This is a genomic window from Vibrio palustris, from assembly GCF_024346995.1.
Classification (GTDB): domain Bacteria; phylum Pseudomonadota; class Gammaproteobacteria; order Enterobacterales; family Vibrionaceae; genus Vibrio; species Vibrio palustris.
In genome coordinates, this window is sequence record NZ_AP024887.1 from 1,645,216 (window position 1) to 1,665,690 (window position 20,475).

The 20,475-nt window shown below is 44.1% G+C and carries 20 protein-coding genes; 6 read left to right on the top strand and 14 right to left on the bottom strand.

The window, feature by feature from the left end; genetic code table 11:
• Window positions 1–45: 45 nt before the first annotated feature.
• Together OCU30_RS07765 and OCU30_RS07770 are read right to left on the bottom strand one after the other, a co-directional pair.
• On the bottom strand, window positions 46–735 hold the full coding sequence (locus OCU30_RS07765) for a peptidoglycan DD-metalloendopeptidase family protein (protein WP_077312484.1): 690 nt from the start codon (window positions 733–735) through the stop codon (window positions 46–48).
• Window positions 732–1,970, bottom strand: coding sequence for an MFS transporter (locus tag OCU30_RS07770; RefSeq protein ID WP_077312482.1), 1,239 nt, complete (start codon window positions 1,968–1,970; stop codon window positions 732–734). Before OCU30_RS07770 ends, OCU30_RS07765 begins: the two co-directional genes overlap by 4 nt.
• 418 nt (window positions 1,971–2,388) lie before the next feature.
• On the opposite strand from OCU30_RS07770, the gene OCU30_RS07775 reads away from it, so the two are divergent.
• Both OCU30_RS07775 and OCU30_RS07780 read left to right on the top strand, forming a co-directional pair.
• Entirely contained in the window at window positions 2,389–4,185 is a 1,797-nt protein-coding gene (locus tag OCU30_RS07775; protein ID WP_077312480.1) for an ABC-F family ATP-binding cassette domain-containing protein, read from the top strand.
• A 124-nt stretch (window positions 4,186–4,309) separates the two neighbouring features.
• Window positions 4,310–4,981, top strand: a complete 672-nt coding sequence (locus OCU30_RS07780) for an SDR family NAD(P)-dependent oxidoreductase (RefSeq protein ID WP_077312478.1) — start codon at window positions 4,310–4,312, stop codon at window positions 4,979–4,981.
• Window positions 4,982–5,054: 73 nt separating this feature from the next.
• On the opposite strand, the gene OCU30_RS07785 is transcribed toward OCU30_RS07780, so the two are convergent.
• Window positions 5,055–5,597, bottom strand: a complete 543-nt coding sequence (locus OCU30_RS07785) for a GNAT family N-acetyltransferase (RefSeq protein WP_077312476.1) — start codon at window positions 5,595–5,597, stop codon at window positions 5,055–5,057.
• Between the two features lie 730 nt (window positions 5,598–6,327).
• On the opposite strand from OCU30_RS07785, the gene folD reads away from it, so the two are divergent.
• Window positions 6,328–7,185, top strand: a complete 858-nt coding sequence (folD, locus tag OCU30_RS07790) for a bifunctional methylenetetrahydrofolate dehydrogenase/methenyltetrahydrofolate cyclohydrolase FolD (protein WP_077312474.1) — start codon at window positions 6,328–6,330, stop codon at window positions 7,183–7,185.
• 114 nt (window positions 7,186–7,299) lie between these two features.
• On the opposite strand, the gene OCU30_RS07795 is transcribed toward folD, so the two are convergent.
• Both OCU30_RS07795 and OCU30_RS07800 read right to left on the bottom strand, forming a co-directional pair.
• Window positions 7,300–8,271 (bottom strand): lytic murein transglycosylase, encoded by a 972-nt coding sequence (locus tag OCU30_RS07795; RefSeq protein WP_077312472.1) that lies wholly within the window; start codon window positions 8,269–8,271, stop codon window positions 7,300–7,302.
• A 33-nt stretch (window positions 8,272–8,304) separates the two neighbouring features.
• Window positions 8,305–8,595, bottom strand: a complete 291-nt coding sequence (locus tag OCU30_RS07800; protein WP_077312470.1) for a YcgL domain-containing protein — start codon at window positions 8,593–8,595, stop codon at window positions 8,305–8,307.
• 202 nt (window positions 8,596–8,797) lie between these two features.
• Here OCU30_RS07800 and minC point away from each other — a divergent pair, with 202 nt between their 5' ends.
• From minC to minE, 3 genes are read left to right on the top strand one after another with little or no spacing between them, the layout of a single operon-like run.
• Window positions 8,798–9,463: a septum site-determining protein MinC gene (gene minC / locus OCU30_RS07805; RefSeq protein ID WP_077312468.1), complete on the top strand. Its 666-nt coding sequence runs from the start codon at window positions 8,798–8,800 to the stop codon at window positions 9,461–9,463.
• Window positions 9,464–9,484: 21 nt separating this feature from the next.
• A complete protein-coding gene (minD, locus tag OCU30_RS07810; RefSeq protein ID WP_077312466.1) occupies window positions 9,485–10,297 on the top strand; it encodes a septum site-determining protein MinD in 813 nt (270 codons plus the stop codon).
• Window positions 10,298–10,303: 6 nt separating this feature from the next.
• Complete coding sequence (gene minE, locus OCU30_RS07815; protein ID WP_077312464.1) at window positions 10,304–10,567, top strand: cell division topological specificity factor MinE; 264 nt, start codon at window positions 10,304–10,306, stop codon at window positions 10,565–10,567.
• A gap of 161 nt (window positions 10,568–10,728) precedes the next feature.
• On the opposite strand, the gene OCU30_RS07820 is transcribed toward minE, so the two are convergent.
• The 9 genes from OCU30_RS07820 to OCU30_RS07860 all read right to left on the bottom strand — a co-directional run bounded on the left by OCU30_RS07820 (window position 10,729) and on the right by OCU30_RS07860 (window position 20,471).
• The gene (locus OCU30_RS07820) at window positions 10,729–12,576 is read right to left on the bottom strand and encodes a M3 family metallopeptidase (protein ID WP_077312462.1); all 1,848 of its coding nucleotides are present in this window, start codon (window positions 12,574–12,576) and stop codon (window positions 10,729–10,731) included.
• Window positions 12,577–12,659: 83 nt separating this feature from the next.
• Window positions 12,660–13,778, bottom strand: coding sequence for a ribonuclease D (gene rnd / locus OCU30_RS07825; protein ID WP_077312460.1), 1,119 nt, complete (start codon window positions 13,776–13,778; stop codon window positions 12,660–12,662).
• Between the two features lie 100 nt (window positions 13,779–13,878).
• Window positions 13,879–15,564 carry a long-chain-fatty-acid--CoA ligase FadD gene (fadD, locus tag OCU30_RS07830; protein WP_077312458.1) on the bottom strand — a complete coding sequence of 562 codons (1,686 nt, stop codon included), beginning with the start codon at window positions 15,562–15,564 and terminating at the stop codon, window positions 13,879–13,881.
• Between the two features lie 96 nt (window positions 15,565–15,660).
• Window positions 15,661–16,506 (bottom strand): alpha/beta fold hydrolase, encoded by an 846-nt coding sequence (locus OCU30_RS07835; RefSeq protein ID WP_077312457.1) that lies wholly within the window; start codon window positions 16,504–16,506, stop codon window positions 15,661–15,663.
• 1 nt (window position 16,507) lies between these two features.
• Entirely contained in the window at window positions 16,508–17,074 is a 567-nt protein-coding gene (locus OCU30_RS07840) for a Slp family lipoprotein (RefSeq protein WP_077312455.1), read from the bottom strand.
• A gap of 20 nt (window positions 17,075–17,094) precedes the next feature.
• On the bottom strand, window positions 17,095–17,394 hold the full coding sequence (locus OCU30_RS07845; RefSeq protein ID WP_077312453.1) for a chromosome partitioning protein ParA: 300 nt from the start codon (window positions 17,392–17,394) through the stop codon (window positions 17,095–17,097).
• A gap of 55 nt (window positions 17,395–17,449) precedes the next feature.
• Entirely contained in the window at window positions 17,450–18,151 is a 702-nt protein-coding gene (tsaB, locus tag OCU30_RS07850) for a tRNA (adenosine(37)-N6)-threonylcarbamoyltransferase complex dimerization subunit type 1 TsaB (RefSeq protein ID WP_077312451.1), read from the bottom strand.
• Between the two features lie 8 nt (window positions 18,152–18,159).
• Window positions 18,160–20,088 (bottom strand): DNA repair helicase YoaA, encoded by a 1,929-nt coding sequence (locus OCU30_RS07855; protein ID WP_077312449.1) that lies wholly within the window; start codon window positions 20,086–20,088, stop codon window positions 18,160–18,162.
• 128 nt (window positions 20,089–20,216) lie between these two features.
• Window positions 20,217–20,471 (bottom strand): hypothetical protein, encoded by a 255-nt coding sequence (locus tag OCU30_RS07860; protein WP_235861818.1) that lies wholly within the window; start codon window positions 20,469–20,471, stop codon window positions 20,217–20,219.
• Window positions 20,472–20,475 lie beyond the last annotated feature (4 nt).

Sequence of the window (20,475 nt, forward strand, 5' to 3'; positions counted from 1 at the left end):
AATTCAATCCAAGTTGATGGCTGCAGAATATAGCACACTTCAGCGTTAATTAATGACAGTATTTTCAAGATCAATACCTAAGATCCAATTAGGATCGGGGCAGTTAGCTAAATAAAATTGCGCATCGTTAGGGTCCACAACACCTGTGTAATCATTCGTTTTACCTTGCATATCACGCACAATCTGAAAGTGGAGATGGGGTGGCCAGCCGCCATTCTCATTCGGCTCACCAATAGTTGCAAACTGCTCTCCTTGAACAATGACCTGCCCAGCTGCAAGCGTATCTAATGAAGTAGCGGCTAAGTGCCCGTATAAAGTATGGAAAACCACACCTTCCAGTTCATGGCGTAACACGACAGTCGGCCCATAAGACCCCTCCGTTGGATCATTACCAAACCCAAGCACTACCCCATCTACTGGCGCATAAACGGGATGGCCAGCCAGAATACCCAAATCGATACCAATATGTAAGGTACGCGCCTCTTCACCGACAAAATTAGCCGTATCTTGATAAATCAAACGCTCTTCTGCATACCGCCCTACTTCTACGGTCGCCCCCAATTGCGCTGCTTGGCGTTTAATTTCTAATTCATAATTATGCCCTGCTCTGACTTTATCCCAAATATCACTCTGCGGAGAAAGATCGACAATAAGTGGACGACCAAATTGCAGCTCGCTTGGGATCACAGGGTGATACTGGTGTCGTTTAATTATCGCTTCAAAATTTGACTTCATACCTTGGCCTCTTTCAATACGTTGCTTGGTGAGCGAGGGATTAACATTAATGCCGCTGCATAACCAAATGCCGCAACTAGAGTCGGCAGTTTAATATCAATATTGACCATGATCGCGGTTAAATACCCAGTTAATGTCCATGCTAGGCCAACCATAGCGCTGGATAACGCCATTGCCCAGCCTTGGTCTTGGTCACTCGCCCGATCAGACAATGCGGTGATATATAAAGGAAATGCCAGCGCTACCATAGTCGCAGTCAAGACCATAACAATGGCATTCGTCACTAAGCTTGGTGTCCAAGCTAATAATACCATCCCCGCACCAGCAGCCGTTAAGACCAGTTTTAAAGCTCGTGTTAGCGGCAGCCATGACAATACCAAGCGTGGTAGCGACACCAATGACACCATCATCACAATCCCAACCGCCATCATATAATATTGATATTGACTACTTTCCACCGACAAATGAAATATTTGTGGGAAAATAAATGAAATATTCTGAAAGTACAGACTCCAGCTAAATTGACATAAAAACACAATCAACAAACATTTCAATAAGCCTGCATGGCTACGAGCAAGAGGCGCAGCAAGAGAAAATGGATTTTCTTCCGGTACCGTTATTTGTTTTGGACACGTCACCAAGAGTAATAATGCGCCACACACCACAGCAATCAATAAACACGCATAAAAAGGACCAGTTGGACCATATGAGGCCAACAATTTACTCCCTAACGCTGGACCAAACGACATAGCTGCAGTCATGACCACTGCCACTAAACTCATGAGCGTAGCTTTATTTTTACCATGACTATTATCGGCTAAAATCGCTTGTGCAATCGGCTGACTCGCTGAACCAATGCTATTGATCATATTGCCGGCAAACAGCAATATCACTGAGCCAGCGACGATCGCGTATACCGGTAACGCAAATCCTAAAGCCGCGACACCTAAGCACCCGAGCATAACCATTTTTCGGTTAAAGCGATCGGCAAAGCGAGCGATAAATGGCGTAAAGAACATAGAAAGAAAAGGAGCGGCAGACATCACCGTACCAAATAGCTCACGGCGGTCTTTTAGCGACATGGCTTTGGCAATCGCCATAGAATGTTCATTGGTCAAAAATAAACTCACGTAAGCAGGAATGGTAATAAAAAATCCGGCTGAGCCTAAAAAAATAATAAGGTATAACACGCACAACGTCGTCTTAGATACGCTCGGTAAAGTCTGAGTATTCATACTGCTCTCCCAAAAATGTTCCGCGCATTTTACTCACCTATACCCAACAACGCCATCACTAATCAGCGTTGCTCAAAACAAGCTAAAGATACCGTTGTAGTTCGTAAACTATCACACGGTGGAATAGTTGAATTTACTCATATAATCACTTAATATCACATAATTAAACCCACTGCACTATTGTGCTCAACGATAACAATGAGGCTCTTATTATGATGTGGAATACCAAAATCAACCCACATTACTTTGGCGTTAACGCTCGCTCAAGCAAGACATCTATCGCGCTGCGATAATCTTAGCCTGAGCGAATAACACATTGTACAGACTGCTAGTCGAATGCCTTTCTCTCTAGCTCTAAGAATTATTGTCAGCAATGTTGACAAGGCGTTTTTATGCCTAAAATTCTTGAGTATTCACTATGACAACCTACTTAACAATCCAAAACCTTTCTATTGCACTTGATACCCATTTGCTGCTAAACAACGCGTCTTTTGCTGTGAGTAAAAACGACAAAATTGGTATCATTGGCCATAATGGTTGCGGAAAAAGCACCCTATTACACGTTTTAAACCACCAATTAGAAGCGTCATCGGGAACGATTCATCAATCCAAACATTGTGTCATTGCCAGTGTCGCCCAACATTTTCCCGACAATTCACTTGAGCTTAACGCGTTAACGTTATTACAAAACCAACTGCCGCCAGAAGACTATTGGCAAGCCGAGTGTTTATGCCAAGATCTTGAATTGAGTGCGCATACACAATCACTTAAAATCCGCGAATTAAGTGGGGGTCAGCAAATGCGCCTACTACTTGGATTAGCTTTGATTAAACAACCAGATTTGTTGTTATTAGATGAACCCAGTAATCACCTCGATCTCCCATCACTCCTCTGGTTAGAACGCTTTTTAGCTCGCTGGAAAGGCGCATTTGTTTTGGTGTCTCATGATGCCACTTTGCTAGATAACGTCACCTCAAGCAGTTGGATTCTTCGGGATCAATCCCTGCATTGCTTTGATTTGCCGTGTACACAAGCCAGACAAGCATTAGCGGAGCAAGACCTCGCCGATCAACAGCGTTTTCGTTGTGAACAAAAAGAAATCGATCGTTTAGATGCTAGTGCTAAACGGCTCGCTAACTGGGGAAAAGTCTATGATAACGAAGATCTGGCTCGTAAGGCTAAAACCATGCAAGCACGTAAAGAAAAGCTCCAAACACAGCAAACCATAGTGTCACAAGGAAGTACTTGGCGCTTGCAGCTACACGGGCAAGCACTACAAGCCAACCGTATACTTGAAATCAGTGAGCTCTCGCTATATTTGCCTGAGTCTCGCACTCCTTTGCTTTACCTCAAACATAAGCTGATAAAAAGTGGGGAAAATATTGCTATCATTGGTCACAATGGCTGCGGCAAATCAACGCTGCTTCAAGCACTATTTACCCATTACACTGAGCAAAATCCTTCAGCTGCAATAATGCGAGATGAAAGTCGCAATAGCGCTACCATCATCGGTGATATTAAGTGGCATGGGTTGTGTCAACTTGGGTATTATGACCAAGATCTTGAGCAAATCAGCACAAAATCGACCATCAAAGATGCCTTAATTCCCTTCGCCAACCTCAATGACGATCAACGAAAACAAGCATTAATTAGTGCTGGCTTTGCGTTCGAGCGCCACCAGCAGCACGTTGCCTCTCTTAGTGGCGGAGAAAGAGCACGATTACTCTTTTTAGGATTGAGCCTTGCTCAACATCACTTAGTATTACTTGATGAGCCAACTAATCACCTCGACTTAGAAGGAAAAGAGCAACTTATCGATACTTTAAACACCAATATAGGCGCAGCTTTAGTGGTGAGCCACGATCGTGATTTATTACAAAAAACATGTGGTCGATTTTGGCTTATTGACCATGGCCAGATAATTGAATTTGACGAGTTTGAAAAAGCACTGCCCTATTTACACCATGATCACAAGGTGCAAGAAAACCACGTCCATCCGCCTTCGTCCCAAATATGTATACAAAGCCAAAGAAGCAATGTAGCGAACGATTATTACACGCAATCACAACAATCTCATGATGATCTGGAACGATTGATCGAATTAGAAGAGAAACTCACGCAAGACCGTCAACGTAAACCCAAGCACCAAAAGCCGAAGTTACAACAACAATGGCAAACCGAAATTGATCTACTCAATCTCAAACTGTCACTGTAAACGTTGCAAAGCCCAACCTCGGTTGGGCTTTATTATGCAACTTAAAATGAGCATGTTAGGGTTAATAGTAATGACGCTTATATGCATATTGATATAGGCACTCTCACCGAAAAAAGGCATTACTATGAAAAAACATGCTCTAATTATTGGCGCATCACAAGGAATTGGTTTTGGTCTTAGCAATATTTTGGCCGATCGTGATTGGAATGTAACAGGAACCTATCGCTCAACGACAGAACAGGATCCTAATCCTGCGATTACTTGGCTAAAATTGGATATAAACGATACCGATCAATATCGTGCATTCTGCGAACAACTACAAAGCCAGCAATATGACGCTATTATTATCAATGCGGGCATCCACGGTCCTCATTGTACGTTTGTCGATAATGCCTCTGATGAAGACTTATTTGAGCTTTATAAAACCAATACTATTTCGCCTATGCGACTTGCCTCCAAGTTACTCCCTTATGTTAAACCTGACACAGGAGTATTAGGATTTACTAGCTCACTGATGGGTAGCTTAAATGAGAATACCGAAGCGGCAATGCCAATTTATTCTTCTAGTAAAAGCGCATTAAATATGCTGATTCGCTCACTACGCCCTAATGCAACAGAGCATGGAATAACACTGTTGTCTTTGCATCCAGGGTGGGTCAGCACTCGTATGGGTGGAGAAGTAGCACCAGTCTCAGTTGACGCAAGTTCCATAGGCCTTGCCAAGGTAATTGAAAATGCCCAAGGCAAACAAGGTCACCACTTTCTTGATTTCCAAGGTAAGTCTCTCTCTTGGTAAGCTCGCTTGATCAATGGGGCGTATGTCAATCTGTTTTCTGCAGGTAGCACGCCCCTGACCACTTCACTCAATGTTAATCGACATCATTAATTTTGGCCGTTAAAACATGGTCTTCCCACTGCCCGGCTATTTTTAAATAGCGCTTCGCATAGCCTTCTCGCTCAAAACCTAATTTTTGTAGGACTCGCTCACTCGCACAATTATTGGGCATATAATTAGACATAATGCGATGTAGGCCAACTTGCTCAAACATATACTGACTCGTCGCATGCACGATTTCGGTCATATACCCTTGATTGAGATGTTGGTGGTCCAGCGAATACCCCATTAAGCAGGCTTGAAAAGCACCACGGATAACCCCCGTAAAGTTACAGACGCCAATCACTTGCCGCGAGTTGTTTTTATGAAAAGCCACAAAGCGATATTCTTCCCCGAGCTCAAACGCTAATACGTTTTTCTCTGTCACCTGTTGCCAAAATTCTCTCGTATAATAGTCCGGATTTCTTAGTGGTTCCCACGGGGCTAGGTGTGTTTGATTACGTTGATAATAGTTCAATAGCGCATCGGCATATTGGGGGCGCAATATATCAATCCGAGTATGTGTGGTCTCTAACATTATTCCTTCCTTGTGAATACTAAATACTCAACAACTTCCTATAAACGCAAAAAAGCCAGTATCTTATACAGATACTGGCTTTTTTTAAAATGGTACTCCGTACAGGATTCGAACCTGTGACCACCCGCTTCATCACACTATAACTTTCGCTACCACCATATAGGCTTTGTGCGCTGGACTATCCCTTTACCTTAGCTTTGCAGCTTTAGGTAGACGCCGTCTAGTCTCTACACCTTCTTAGCTTTTGCTAAGCTTGGCTCGGGATTGCCAACAATACTGTAAGGTTTCCCCGAATTTGACGTCTTACATTCATAAAGTTTCCTCTATGAAGCCCAATTTTTGAAATTTACATTTCTGCCAAATTAGAAGGCGGGTGCTCTATCCAACTGAGCTAACGGAGCATTGAATTATCAATATTTCAAAGCACTCTCAATTCGATAATTAAGAATATTTTGATAATAACCACTGCTTGTTATAGCAACACTTTTACACTGTTTATTTCGCGATTGACTGAATTAAACGATGCGCTACAGGGAGAGGATTATACGAGTTAGTGAGTGTAAATCAATGAATTTATCGATGAAAACCGTTCAGGTGCCTAAAAAGTTATCACCAAGGAATTAATTGCTCAAAAACCCTTCTTAGCAAACGTTTGCTTGTGGATGTTAATGTCGTAATCTGCGACAATAGCGGCAAAAATTTTCACGTATAATAAGTGTTAAGGAAAGTCATGACTGCCGTAAAAATAGATGGAAAGCATATATCTCAAACTGTGCGCTCTGAAGTAGCTGAACGTGTGCAAGCACGCCTCGAGAAAGGTTTGCGCGCCCCAGGACTTGCTGTAGTCCTTGTCGGTGAAGATCCAGCATCACATGTGTATGTCGGCAGCAAACGTCGCGCTTGTGAAGAAGTTGGATTTATCTCAAAATCCTACGATTTGCCCATGACAACGACAGAAAATGACATCATCGCATTAGTTGACCAACTCAACCAAGATCCAGAAATCGATGGTATTTTAGTGCAGTTACCTCTACCAGATGGCATTGACTCAACCAAAATTTTAGAGCGCATTACGCCCGAGAAAGACGTAGATGGCTTTCATCCTTACAATGTGGGCCGTTTATGCCAGCGTATACCGAAACTACGCTCATGCACACCCAAGGGCATCATCACGCTTCTTGAGCGTTATGACATTTCCTTGATGGGTAAACATGCCGTGATTGTTGGTGCCTCGAATATCGTTGGCCGCCCGATGACATTAGAATTACTACTGGCTGGGTGTACCACCACGACTTGTCACCGGTTCACTGAGGATCTCGCTTATCACGTTAAACAAGCCGACATTCTGGTTGTCGCAGTTGGTAAACCCAACTTTATTCCTGGTGAATGGGTAAAAGATGGAGCCGTAGTGGTCGATGTTGGCATCAACCGTCTTGAAACCGGTAAACTCATTGGCGATGTGGAATTTAGTGCCGCTCAAGAACGTGCCAGTTTTATTACTCCAGTGCCTGGTGGTGTTGGTCCAATGACAGTAGCAAGCCTGATTGAAAACACACTGATTGCTTGTGAAACCAATGAAAACCACTAATTAGTGATAACAGCCAATAAAAAAGCAGCACTCATGCTGCTTTTTTTTGCTATGAATAATTGTTGTTCGTTGCCCAACTCACGATAGCCAATAGCCAATAGCCAATAGCCAATATTAGAACACAATCGCATCAGCCAAGTGTGATACTGCTAACGCAAAATAATATGAACGATTCCATTTCATCAATACGTTATAGTTGTTATATACCAAGTAGACTCGGCCTTGTGCATCATCTGGCACAATCAGCCATGCTTTAATATCATTGTTCAACTTAGGGAGTGCACGGCCATCGTAACGAGTAATACCCAGTTTACTCCATTCGGATAGATATTTTCCTTGCGACGCACTACGCCCACCAAGGCTGACATCAAATCCTTTCGGCAATTTGACTTGGCGTCCCCAAGTACGATGCTCTTTCCAACCAGACTGACTTAAGTAGTTCGCCGTGGAAGCAAAGACATCGGCTTTCGACTCCCAAATATCTTTTTTTCCATCACCGTCACCATCAGCAGCGAACGACAAAAAAGAGCTAGGCATAAATTGACATTGCCCCATGGCTCCTGCCCATGAACCTTTCATATGACTGGCATCAATATGACCTTGCTGAAGAATGGTTAACGCTGCCATGGTTTGCTTACGGAAAAACGCTTCTCGGCGCCCATCATAAGCCATGGTCGATAATGCATCGATGACATTATAACCGCCCGTAAAGGTACCAAAATTACTCTCCACTCCCCATAGTGCAATAATAAAGCGTGGTTGTACGCCATACTTCGCCCCAATAGTTTGCAACTGAGGATAGTATTTTTTATACAAAGCTTTGGCTTTTTCTACTTTCCATTTTGGCACTGCGCGAGGAATATACTCATCCAGCGTCAGTTTTTTCTCTGGTTGATTACGATCCGCAACCACGGCTCGTGGACGATACTTCACATCATTGAATGCTTCTTTCAGAATCTGCTCTGAAATGCCTTCCTGACGTGCTTCCTGCTTTAAGCCTTCAACATATTTGTCAAAGCTGACATCCGCAGCGAGGACTGGCGACGCAAGCGTCACCCCTAAAATGACCGAAAGTAACTTTCTCAAGATCTCCTCCTTGAGCATATAGCCTATAATGACTTAATCGTGCGATGTATCATCTAAGCGAGATTTCTGTTTTTTGTATGTCTCTAATAAATTTTCTGGTGGTGGTGGCAATTGTAAAAAGAAGCCTTTTTCAAGCATAGACTCTTTTACATGATCAATATCGACAGTCGCAAGTGTACGATCTTTGAGATTGATGAGCATGACAAATACAGGTTTACCAAACATATCTAATAAGGTGTCAGGTACCTGTGAGAAATCATCGCGTTTGGGTAAGTATAAATACGTCCCTTCTTTTTTAGCACTTTTATATATAGAACAAAGCATGACAGGCCTTTAAGTATAAAAAACGCGGGATTTATCGCATTTTTATCTAGGTAACAGTAAGTTTCCATAAAATTGACAGCAAATCGTTCAAAAGGTTGTAAGATAACTTGCTGTAGTTAGCCATGAAATATAACATGACACCCCTAGTCTCAGGCAACGTCCTTTCACATTAAGCCATGAGTTTATCGAGGTCAAAGTAACAATGTCCAATATACCTGACCTAAAAGGCAGTAGTTTTACTTTGTCAGTATTGCACCTTTCTGACAATCAGATCGCAAATTGCGTCGATTTTTTGAAACAGAAGGTGGATCAGGCTCCTGCATTTTTTGCTGGAGCCCCTGTGGTCATCAATATTGAGAAAGTCGGTGGGGATCTTGACTTCCCTACTCTCAAACAAGGCATTTCTGATGCCGGGTTTATTCCCGTGGGTGTCACTGGATGTTCAAACAAACGGATTCAAAACCTTGCACGTGAGGCTGGGTTTGCCGTGATGACCACCAGTAACTCACCGAAAAATGTCCCATCGGCACCTCGCGCCCCAACAAAAGTGGTCGAAACTCCGATCCGCTCAGGGCAGCAAGTGTACGCTAAAGACAGTGACTTAGTCATACTTAATCATGTTAGCCCAGGAGCAGAAGTGATTGCTGACGGGTCTATCCACATTTATGGTACGCTGCGTGGCCGAGCCATTGCGGGTGCTAGTGGACAAAAAAAAGCACGAATCATATGTCAAGATTTACAAGCTGAACTAGTTTCAATCGCTGGTAACTATTGGCTCAGTGACCAAATTGAAAATGAGTTTTGGCAACAACGAGTGGTCCTCAAAATGCATGAAGATTCACTATACTTTGAATTGCTGACTCTATAAGTTTGAAAGGAAAAAAAGAAAATGGCACGCATTATTGTCGTAACGTCAGGAAAAGGCGGTGTTGGTAAGACCACATCTAGCGCAGCAATTGCTTCCGGCTTAGCCCTAAAGGGCAAAAAAACCGCGGTCATCGATTTTGATGTTGGCTTACGTAATCTTGATCTCATCATGGGCTGTGAGCGCCGTGTTGTATACGATTTCGTGAATGTCATCAACGGTGAATCAACATTAAACCAAGCTCTTATTAAAGATAAGCGCAATGAAAACTTATTCATTCTTCCGGCGTCTCAAACACGCGATAAAGAAGCGTTAACTGTCGATGGTGTGCAACGTATTCTTGATGAATTGACGGCCATGGAGTTCGACTTTATCGTTTGTGATTCTCCTGCAGGCATTGAACAAGGCGCGTTGATGGCTCTTTATTTTGCGGATGAAGCGATTGTGACAACCAATCCTGAAGTCTCATCAGTACGCGATTCTGACCGTATTCTGGGTATCCTTGATTCAAGATCACGCCGAGCAGAACAAGGGTTAGAGCCTGTTAAACAACACCTATTGTTAACACGTTATAATCCTTCTCGTGTCACGCAAGGTGAGATGCTCAGCGTGCAAGATGTTGAAGACATTCTGCACATTCCACTGCTTGGGGTGATTCCAGAAAGCCAAGCCGTACTGAATGCATCAAATAAAGGCACACCTGTCATTTTTGACGAACAATCAGATGCAGGCCAAGCTTACGATGATACCGTAAGCCGCTTACTTGGAGAAGAAATCGAATTTCGCTTTCTCACCGAGCCTAAGAAAGGAATTTTTAAACGACTGTTTGGGGGCTAATGACACATGTCACTACTTGAATTTTTCCGTCCAACGAAAAAAACGACGGCAAGTTTAGCCAAAGAGCGCTTGCAGATCATTGTTGCAGAACGTCGTCATGCTGATGAACCAGCACCGACTTATTTGCCACAAATGAAAGAAGACATCCTGCAAGTCATCGCTAAATATGTCGTCATCGACCCCAATATGGTCGATTTAACTTTCGAGCAAAAAGGCGATGACATTTCAGTTCTAGAATTGAATGTAAAATTACCTGAAGAAGAAAAGTAAGCGCTAGTTAAAAACAATAAAACCAGTCATGATTGACTGGTTTTTTATTATTTACCATTTGTAACTGTGCTCAGACATGAATTATACACATGTGCTGCCAAGCCCTGACTCTACAAGCAGTAATGAAAACGTTTATGGCCACCTAGGTTAGCCAATCGTCATTAACAATGGTAATGCTCAGCGATGTATGCTTCAAACTGATCGCACATGGTGTCATTCGCGACACGATTGGATGCCAGCTCTTTTGCGCCATCGACAACATAGATTGTAGCATTGAGTGGCGCAACAGGTGCTTGAGTGCGCGACATGAGCGATTCGATTTTTTCCTGCTGCTGTTGCCATGCCTGTTCAACCGACAAATTACAGATATCCGCCAGATATTTTGCATTAAAGCCCTCACCCGTTAACGATTGGATCGTCTCATTATGAGAGAGATAATTCCCCTGCTTCCAATAGTGCTCAGCCAACAATGGACCAATTTTCGGGTTGTCAGTCAAATAACCAAATTTTTCAAGAAAATAGGCGCGCGTCTGGTAGACGGCCATATGGGCAAGCAAATAACCATGATACGCACAGGCAGACTCATCCGATAATAAATGCGGTACAGACAACAATGGTCGAGGGCTGCACTCTAAACCCAAAATGCGTTTCTCGCTTTCACGCGCTAACTCTGTGATGGCTTGAGGCGTCAATTCATCCTCATCAAGCTGGTATAACGCGCGTTCAAAATAAGGCACCACCATAATGCTACGCTCACCGTAAGCTTTAAACGGTTGACGGGCGGTAATCATGGCCTTAATGACATCATCAGGAACCGCTCGACCTTGAGCATCTAATGCATAAGTCTTTAACCAATCGGCATCCGTGAGTAAGCTATCGCAGAACATGGATTGCGTTTCTGCATAGGCCATCGATGTTGGTGCAAACTCTTGTGAGAAACACGGCGCATTCATTTTCACATTCGAAAAATGGGCGGCATGACCCCCTTCGTGGAATAACGTATTGATACCGTCGTAACCACTACCTATTTGGTCAGGCTTTGCATTACTGGTGAAGTTAACTTTCGCAGCAACCCAGTCACTTTTATCATAGAACGACGGGATTGGCCCATGGCAGAACCCATTAGGATACTTACCCTTGCGATCTAACAAATCGAGCGTTAACTCAGCGCCTGAATAATCAATATTCAAACGGCCAAACGACTCAACCCAACGTCGTAGCGATTGCGAGAACGGCACATACGGGTCCAAGTCGCGCATTACATCGCCAGCAAAAGAGAATGTAAAGTTATGCCCATAAAGCGCCGCATCTCCCTTCTCATCAGCTAACGCCTTTAAACTTTGTAAGTTGGTTTCTCGTGTCCGAGATTCAAAATCATCAAGAATCGTAAAAAGCTCATCTGATGACATTTTTTCGCCTTTCTTCACCGAATAGTCAAAGAAATTGGCATATCCTAACGTACGAGCGAACCGATTACGTAACTTCACTAACTCAATAAAACCGTTGTGGAGTAACCACTGTTCAAGATCCAGCAAAGCTTGATGGGCACTTTGACGTACTGCTTCATTATCATTGGTTCGTACTGTTGCCCCCAAAGACACTAAAGAAGCCTCAACGCTGTTGCCTTGTGCATCTTGATAAGTCATGACATGTTGCTGTTTTTTCTCAAACAAGTCGGCTTCGAAACGGATTAATTCATCTTTTAATTCTTGAGCTTGCTGTGATTCCAATGCATGAGATTCGAACATTGCCAACCAGCCTTGCAAACCGATACGCGTTTGTTCGCGCTCTTGCTCATCGGCAATGGTATCAACTGCAGCGAGCTGCTCTTTGACAGCGGTAATTTGTGTCCCTTGACTGAGAAACTTGGTCCACTCCATCTGTGCTTGCGCGGCACCCTGATGGTCGTCACTGAGTCCCATGTAGGTGTCCCAGAAGAAATCTTCTTTGACACGATGAATGCCTAAATAACGATGATTGAGGTCATTTAAATAATCTGTAGCAGTCATAGGTATCCTTTATCTTAAAGTCCATCTTTTACTCACAATAGAAAAAACCCTACCATATAAAGATAAAGTAGGGTTTTGTAATATTATCCGAGTTTTTTCATTAGGCGCGTACCAACCACTTGGCGTCGCCACCCTTGCATAACATCAGGTGTTTTTTCGGGATCTTGATTGCCTTTCCAAACCCAACTTAATAATTGATTAAGTTGCTTTTTCGACGCGACAAACTCTGGGGCTAAGCCTTGACTTTGCGCCGCGCCTTTTACGGTATCTTTCAATTCTTTAAACAGCTGCTTATAACTAGGGTAATCCATCAGTGTTTCAATTGGCTCTGGGTACTCGTCTTCGCTTAGTTGCATGGCTTCTTTAACCATTAACGCAATTTTATTGCCATGACGACGCACAGCATGAACATCTATACCGGCTTCTTCCATGGCTTTCGCTGTCGTCAATCTTGAGCGAGCTATCGTCAATAGATCATTTTCACGAATCACAAAGTTTAACGCTAAATCACGCTTAACCGCTTCATGAAAACGCCACGTCGCGAGCGGCTTTAAAATCGCCAGCTCTGCCGGATTGAGTTGCCACGCTCCTTTAATATTTAAGTAAGCAAGGTCTGCATCTTGAGGGCGAGTGCGTTTTTCACATTGTAATTCTGATTCCGCTAATGCGGCATCCCACCAGCCTGCCGTTTGTACTTTCTCTAACAGCTGTTGATAAATCGGCATCAAGTAAAACACATCAGCCGCCGCGTAAGTTAATTGACGTTCCGTCAGAGGACGGGCCAGCCAGTTGGTGCGCGATTCACTCTTATCAAGTTCAACCCCGAGTAATTCATTAGATAGTGCGGCAAAGCCCGTCGATAAACCATAGCCTAAAAACGCGGCCATAATTTGGCTATCCACCATCGGCGTAGGGACACATTGAAATTGATTAAAAAAGACTTCAATATCTTCGCCACAGGCATGCAATACTTTTAGCACTGCCGTATCTTTCATTAAATGCACGAATGGCGTCATATCATCGATCTCTAGCGGATCAATTAATGACAAGCTTTCACCATCGTACATTTGAATCAATCCCAATTGTGGGTAGTAAGTACGAGTTCTTACAAACTCTGTATCCAACATGACGACATCCGTTTCACGAGCCGCTAAACACACACGTTCCAGTTCGCTAAAGGTATTAATAATTCGGTAGTTCACTCAAGGCTCACTTTGTTGAAATGGGTTCTGGCAACGAAATAATGCCGACAGATTATGTCGGCATTGTAACATTATTTCATGATATGTCTTGGCATCCTCGTTATGAGGTAGGCTTTTGCTGCTCGTTTTCTTCACGTAATTCGCGGCGCAGAATTTTACCGACATTAGATTTGGGTAATTCTTGGCGAAATTCGATATTTTTAGGCACTTTGTAGCCTGTCAAATATTGACGGCAATGGGCGATCAATTCTTTACTGGTCAAAGAGGTGTCATTAGCGACGACATACACTTTCACCGCTTCGCCAGTTAACTCTGAAGGTTCACCAATCGCGGCAACTTCCTGTACTTTTTCATGTAACGCCACCACGTCTTCAATTTCGTTCGGATAGACATTAAATCCAGAGACTAAAATCATATCTTTTTTACGATCAACGATATAAATCATCCCCATTTCATCAATACGGACAATATCCCCGGTAGCCAACCAACCATCATCACTGAGAACTTCCGCCGTTGCGTCAGAATTGTTCCAATAACTCTTCATGACCTGAGGACCTTTTACTTGCAATTCACCCACTTGATCCATTGGTAAGACTTGCCCTTCATCATCGATGATACGCACATCAGTCGAAGGAACAGGCAACCCTATTGCTCCAGAGTAGTCTTTAAGATCATAAGGATTACCAGCCACCAGCGGTGAGCACTCAGTTAGGCCATAACCTTCTAATAAATGAATACCGGTAATGGCTTTCCATTTTTCAGCGACGGCCCGCTGTACAGCCATTCCACCACCAACAGAAAGCCTTAAATGACTAAAATCAAGTTGTTTAAAGTGCTTATTATTCACTAAAGCATTAAATAATGTATTAACGCCCGTGATTGCCGTGACATCGTAACTTCCCAGTTCTTTTACAAAGCCGGGAATATCACGCGGGTTAGTAATTAATAAATTCGTCCCGCCCATCTCAGCAAAGAGTAAGCAGTTCACTGACAGTGCAAAAACGTGATAAAGCGGCAACGCAGTGACTACAAGCTCATCCCCTTCTGATAAGACCGGTCCATAAGCGCCTTTAGCTTGCAGCACGTTCGCGACCATATTGCGATGGGTCAATATTGCCCCTTTGGCTGCGCCCGTCGTACCACCCGTATATTGTAAGAAAGCCACATCGCTGCCACTCAGCTGTGGGCGTTCATACGTATGCTGGCTTCCCAACTTTAGTGCGCGTTTCATCGACACTGCCATTGGCAAATGATAGTCAGGAACCTTACGTTTGAGGTGTTTCACCACTAAGTCGACAATGATTCCTTTGACACACGGCAACATTTGCCCAAGCGACGTGATAATAACGTGCTTAATCGGTGTGTTCTTGATGACTTTTTCTAAAGTGTGTGCAAAGTTGGTGACAATAACAATGGTTTCTGTTTGCGCGTCTTTAATTTGATGCTCTAACTCTCGCGGCTTATATAATGGGTTAACATTAACCGCAACCATTCCCGCGCGTAAAATACCAAACAGTGCCACAGGGTACTGCAAAAGATTAGGCATCATTAACGCAACCCGTGACCCCGGCTGTAAACCGAGATCATGTTGCAAGTACGCGGCAAAAGCACGGCTGCGTTGCTCTAATTCTCGATACGAAAGTGTCGCGCCCATGTTAATAAACGCGGTTTTATCAGCGTAGCGCTCAACCGCGTTTTCAAACATATCCATTAACGTTGGATATTGATCCGGATCGATAGTTTCAGGCACATCGTCGGGATAACGTGAAAGCCAAGGTTTATTCAAAGTAATACTCCTCGTTCTTGGCTGTATAACTGTCGTTATTATAGTAGAAAACCTACAGCCAGATAATGTCAGCTCTACGCTGACACGCGTTAATTTTTAATCAATGTATTCCAACATTGTCTGTGCAACATTCTCAGGCTGCTCGAGATGACAATGATGTCCACCAACTATCGTTAAGATAGTACACTGTTTCGATAAATGCACCGCTGCGGTTTGGGGTAAATCAGTATAACCATCACGGCCTAGGATGAGACAATGCGGGCAACGGATTCCCTGTATAAACGCGCTCGCTTGTTCAGCGGGCATTCGGTATGCCGATTGCGTTTGCAATTGGCGATCATGTCGCCAAAACCAACGCCCATCTCGCTCCACGAGCCCACGCTCAACCACAGGTTGAATCAACTCCGGGCCTAATCTATTGACTTGTGCACGATGACGAAGCGCTGCCGCGAAGCTTGCATAGCCGCGCGTAACCTGCGAACGCACCTGCTCACGACTAATAATCCCCTCGCGCAGACGTTGCACCGCCCTATCAGATTGTTCGGCTAACGGCGCAGCACCTTCAATTTGCAGCAATCCAGTTACTTGTTCTGGAAACGTTGAACTATAGCAAGCTGCAATCAATGCACCAAGTGAATGCCCCACTAAAATGCACTTCTGTGGAAAAAAAGAGGTAATTAGCTGATAAATATCATCTATATAATCATGAAATGGATAATAGTAGCCTGTGCCTTTATGAGTCGAAAGCCCATGTCCAGCTAAATCAAGTGCGCAAAAATGTCTCTCTGGCGCTCTCTTGGCACACGATTTTAAGACCGACGCAAAACTTGCGGCGTTATCTAGCCAACCATGCAACAAAATGATCGATGGCAACGAAGAAGGCGTGCCGATTTCTAGCGCACTTAACGTCACGTTAGAGAGATCATATTGTGTTTCTCGCACGTTATTCCACCGTCTTTATAATCTGACCGTTGCTTGGCCTCATATAGGGGCACATCCAACCTCGGCATGTCGACATCAAAGGCGCAATACCGTCAATCAATACTCTTTGCTTTATGGTCCACAAGTGTACTCCTTGGGCATGAATCACAGGGACAGATTGTGAGTGTTCACCCACCCTTATCGACTCAGTTCCCTTACTGGTTCCCAGCACCGTGAGTAAACGTCCTTTGTGGTACGCTATCGGATCTAAAAATTGATTAACATACACCACAAAACGCCCTTGTGGCTCATGACTAATATCAGGACGCCCACCTCGTTCGATAGGAAGCGACACCAATACTAAGCGCGTCTGCGTAGCTTGGTTATCAATACTTGCAATGACGCCGCCCAAACGTGCCGTGGCAACGTCTGTTGACGGTCCTTTTGATAACGTAACCAGACTTGTATAATCGGTCACCACATCAACTGAAGCGGGGCTTCGTAATTCATTGGGCATTTGAGCACACCCTGTGATTATCAAGCAGATCAAGAAGGTCAATACACCAGTCGCGGAACGCATAGTCTTCATAGGGATTTCCTTATCCTTAATTAAATATATACATCCACACCAAGCAGTTGAGCCAACTCGTCTCTCTTGGCCTGATGCATAACATCCATGTACTCTTCCATTGCTTTGCGCCCGCGTCCTTTCGGTAAATCATATTGTAAAGTCGCACCACGTAAATCCGACTCGCTCATATGGCGAATCGACTGCGAGACGGCATTCGCGACTTTCGACGTTTGTGCGGTCGAGTCTTGCTGATGAGATTGACCAACCTCATTTTTTTTACTTCTCGATGTTCGATTCGGGCCCGGTATAGACGGGGGTAAACCGTTAATTGTTACCATACATATCCTTTATCGAACTGGGTAAAAACGTCTTTACCCAGTCTGCATATCAAGATTAAGCTCGTCCTGGTAGTTTCTTCCAAGTCACGGTATCACGCAGATACACTGGGCTCGATTCTTCCACCGCCACTGTATGACCTTGCTCTAAAGCAAACTTAGCAAGAAACACCATATCTTGCGCTTCTGGATACAAAATAGTTGATGATTCGCACGTTATATTCAGTTGGTCAAAATCATCACTATAAGCAGCCCAACCGGTTCCAACTTGTGTCCAGGTAATCCCATCATTGGCTAAGCTTTGCGTCAATGCACTTGGCGCAACAACACACTCCTGCCCAACAACTTGCCAATTGCCATCATCTTGGCGCTGATATTGCGCCCAGTAGACCTCACTCATGCGAGCATCGATTGCCGCCGCCACGTGAGTGGATCCTGTATGACGGTAGGCATTTTGAGCCATCGCGGCCAACGTGGAGATACCAATCATTGGCAGGTCTGCACCTAACGCTAATCCTTGAGCAATACCAATACCGATACGTACACCAGTAAAACTACCCGGTCCACGACCATAAGCCAGAGCATCAAGCTCTTGCAGTGATACGCCCGCTTCTTTTAGCACTTCATCCACCATCGGGAGGATTTTTTTCGTATGATCACGAGGAGCAATAGCACTACGCGTGTAGACAGTATTGCCCATCATTAAGGCAACAGAACACATTTCTGTTGAAGTATCGATGGCAAGGATTTTTGCGCTCATTGAATTCTCTAATTTATTTCTGTTTTAGGTAGTGTTTGAAGAAAGTCGCTGACCACCTGCAAATTCCTTGTACGTGGAATAGGAGGTAAACTCGCTAAAAACGTGCCGCCATAATCACGTGTTACCAATCGGTTATCACAAATGATCAGCGCACCTTGATCTTTCTTATCACGAATCAGTCGTCCGACACCTTGTTTTAAGGTTATCACCGCTTCAGGTAATTGTACCTGACTAAAGGGATCACCACCGCGTAAACGGCAATCTTCGATGCGCGCTTTAAGCAATGGATCATCAGGTGCCGTAAACGGTAGCTTATCAATGATAACACAGCTTAAGGCATCGCCTCTAACATCAATCCCTTCCCAGAATGCGCCCGTGGCCACTAATAGCGCATTGCCGAGATCCATAAACTCAGCCAACGTTTTCTGTTTCGTTGTTTCTCCTTGCAATAACACCGGAAGCGACAGTTGCTCTCGAAACAACTCACCTAACTCGCGCATCATGCTGTGCGAAGTGCATAAAAAGAAACAACGGCCACCATTAGCTTCAATAATTGGCGCTAACATTGCCACCAGCTTTTTGGCTATGCCCGCGCTATTCGGCTCTGGTAAATAACGTGGCACACATAACTTTGCTTGATTGTGATAATCAAAGGGGCTTGCTAATGAAAATTGCGCTTGCGGTTTAAGGCCTAGGCGATGCGTAAAATGAGAAAAGTCATCCTTTACCGCCAACGTCGCAGACGTAAACACCCAAGCACCTGGGTGCATGTTCATTTGCTCTTGAAATTTATCAGCGACCGTTAACGGTGTAATGTGCAAAATAAAATGACGAGGCGTAGTATCAAACCAATATGAATATCCGGTAATGGAAACGTCACAAACGCGATCTAAACGGCCTTTAATTAAAGTGGCACGTTCAAACGCGGCATCCAATAATTGGCTGCGGCCTAAGGCAAGCTTTAATACTTCAAGCGCAAAGTCTAACCCTTCTTTTAATCGCTCGACACCACGTAAAACCGTTGGAGAGGCAATCGCCTCACGCCAATTGCCTCGATAACCGGTATCCCCTAACGCTAAGCGTAAATCCATCGCACTTTGTTGCAATTTTTCTGCAATTTTTTGTAACTGACGCATGTCTTTTGCTTCAGTACGATAACCAATTTCAATGTCTTTCGCGAGTTCCTGTACCTGGCGGCTAGACAGTGACTGACCAAAGTATTGACTAGCGATATCAGGCAACTGATGAGCTTCATCAAAAATAAACACTTCAGCTTCAGGAATTAATTCACCAAATCCTGTCTCTTTAATGGCTAAATCAGCTAAGAATAAATGATGATTGACCACAACTACATCGGCATCCATTGCGTTACGACGTGCTTTAGACACAAAGCAATCGTCATAACTTGGGCATTCTTTACCAAGGCAATTTTCATTGGTTGATGTGATGGTCGGAATGATCATGCTATCTTCAGGAAGCGACTCACACTCCCCCAGATCGCCGCTTTTCGTTTCAGATGACCATTGACGAACTTTGACCAATTGGCTCAATAGTGTAGGGTCGGCATAGTTGGTGTGACTCTCTATCATTTGGCGGCTCAAACGATCCAGACATAAGTAGTTCGAGCGCCCTTTTAATAATGCGACCTTACCAAAAAAGCCTAGCGCGCGGATCATCAACGGTAGATCACGGTGGAACAGCTGTTCTTGCAGGTTTTTTGAACCCGTACTGATGATGGTTTTTTTACCACTCAATAGTGCAGGGACGAGATAAGCAAAGGTTTTCCCCGTTCCAGTCCCTGCCTCCACAACCAGTTGGCCGTCATTGCGGATAGCATCGGCGACCGATTGCGCCATATCAATTTGTGCCTGACGAGGCTGAAATCCAGGGATAGCTTGGCCTAACGCCCCCTGTTGAGAAAAGGTTTTTGCGATCATTCCATATCAAAAAAACAATGAAGGTGGCCTTAATTATGTCAGCTTTCTGCGATCGGCGCGACTCTAATTACTCCGCCAGCAACGACGTATTAAACAGACACAGCCACCTAAGTCATATCAAAAGACAATTAACGGCTTAAGTACCGTTGCAGCCAAGGTGACGCCGAAAAAACCGTTTCTTCGGGCGTGAGTTCACTCAACGATCGCACCGCCTCTGACGGTGACATTTTACTTTCCCAGCAGCGTTCAATCAGTTGGTTATCAAGCATATCATCGCCTATCAATGCGCGAACACGTTCGCAATACAGTTTGTGGGCTAAAAAGTCTCTATCCATCGTGTTATCCTCAAGTTGATTAATTCTAGGCCAATTATTGGTTGCCATTGTC

Bases quoted from the DNA above. Each gene is read 5' to 3' on its own strand.
- OCU30_RS07765 (WP_077312484.1), bottom strand. From the start codon at position 735: ATGAAGTCAAATTTTGAAGCGATAATTAAACGACACCAGTATCACCCT.
- OCU30_RS07770 (WP_077312482.1), bottom strand. From the start codon at position 1,970: ATGAATACTCAGACTTTACCGAGCGTATCTAAGACGACGTTGTGCGTG.
- OCU30_RS07775 (WP_077312480.1), top strand. From the start codon at position 2,389: ATGACAACCTACTTAACAATCCAAAACCTTTCTATTGCACTTGATACC.
- OCU30_RS07780 (WP_077312478.1), top strand. From the start codon at position 4,310: ATGAAAAAACATGCTCTAATTATTGGCGCATCACAAGGAATTGGTTTT.
- OCU30_RS07785 (WP_077312476.1), bottom strand. From the start codon at position 5,597: ATGTTAGAGACCACACATACTCGGATTGATATATTGCGCCCCCAATAT.
- folD (WP_077312474.1), top strand. From the start codon at position 6,328: ATGACTGCCGTAAAAATAGATGGAAAGCATATATCTCAAACTGTGCGC.
- OCU30_RS07800 (WP_077312470.1), bottom strand. From the start codon at position 8,595: ATGCTTTGTTCTATATATAAAAGTGCTAAAAAAGAAGGGACGTATTTA.
- minC (WP_077312468.1), top strand. From the start codon at position 8,798: ATGTCCAATATACCTGACCTAAAAGGCAGTAGTTTTACTTTGTCAGTA.
- minD (WP_077312466.1), top strand. From the start codon at position 9,485: ATGGCACGCATTATTGTCGTAACGTCAGGAAAAGGCGGTGTTGGTAAG.
- minE (WP_077312464.1), top strand. From the start codon at position 10,304: ATGTCACTACTTGAATTTTTCCGTCCAACGAAAAAAACGACGGCAAGT.
- OCU30_RS07820 (WP_077312462.1), bottom strand. From the start codon at position 12,576: ATGACTGCTACAGATTATTTAAATGACCTCAATCATCGTTATTTAGGC.
- OCU30_RS07840 (WP_077312455.1), bottom strand. From the start codon at position 17,074: ATGAAGACTATGCGTTCCGCGACTGGTGTATTGACCTTCTTGATCTGC.
- OCU30_RS07845 (WP_077312453.1), bottom strand. From the start codon at position 17,394: ATGGTAACAATTAACGGTTTACCCCCGTCTATACCGGGCCCGAATCGA.
- tsaB (WP_077312451.1), bottom strand. From the start codon at position 18,151: ATGAGCGCAAAAATCCTTGCCATCGATACTTCAACAGAAATGTGTTCT.
- OCU30_RS07855 (WP_077312449.1), bottom strand. From the start codon at position 20,088: ATGATCGCAAAAACCTTTTCTCAACAGGGGGCGTTAGGCCAAGCTATC.
- OCU30_RS07860 (WP_235861818.1), bottom strand. From the start codon at position 20,471: ATGGCAACCAATAATTGGCCTAGAATTAATCAACTTGAGGATAACACG.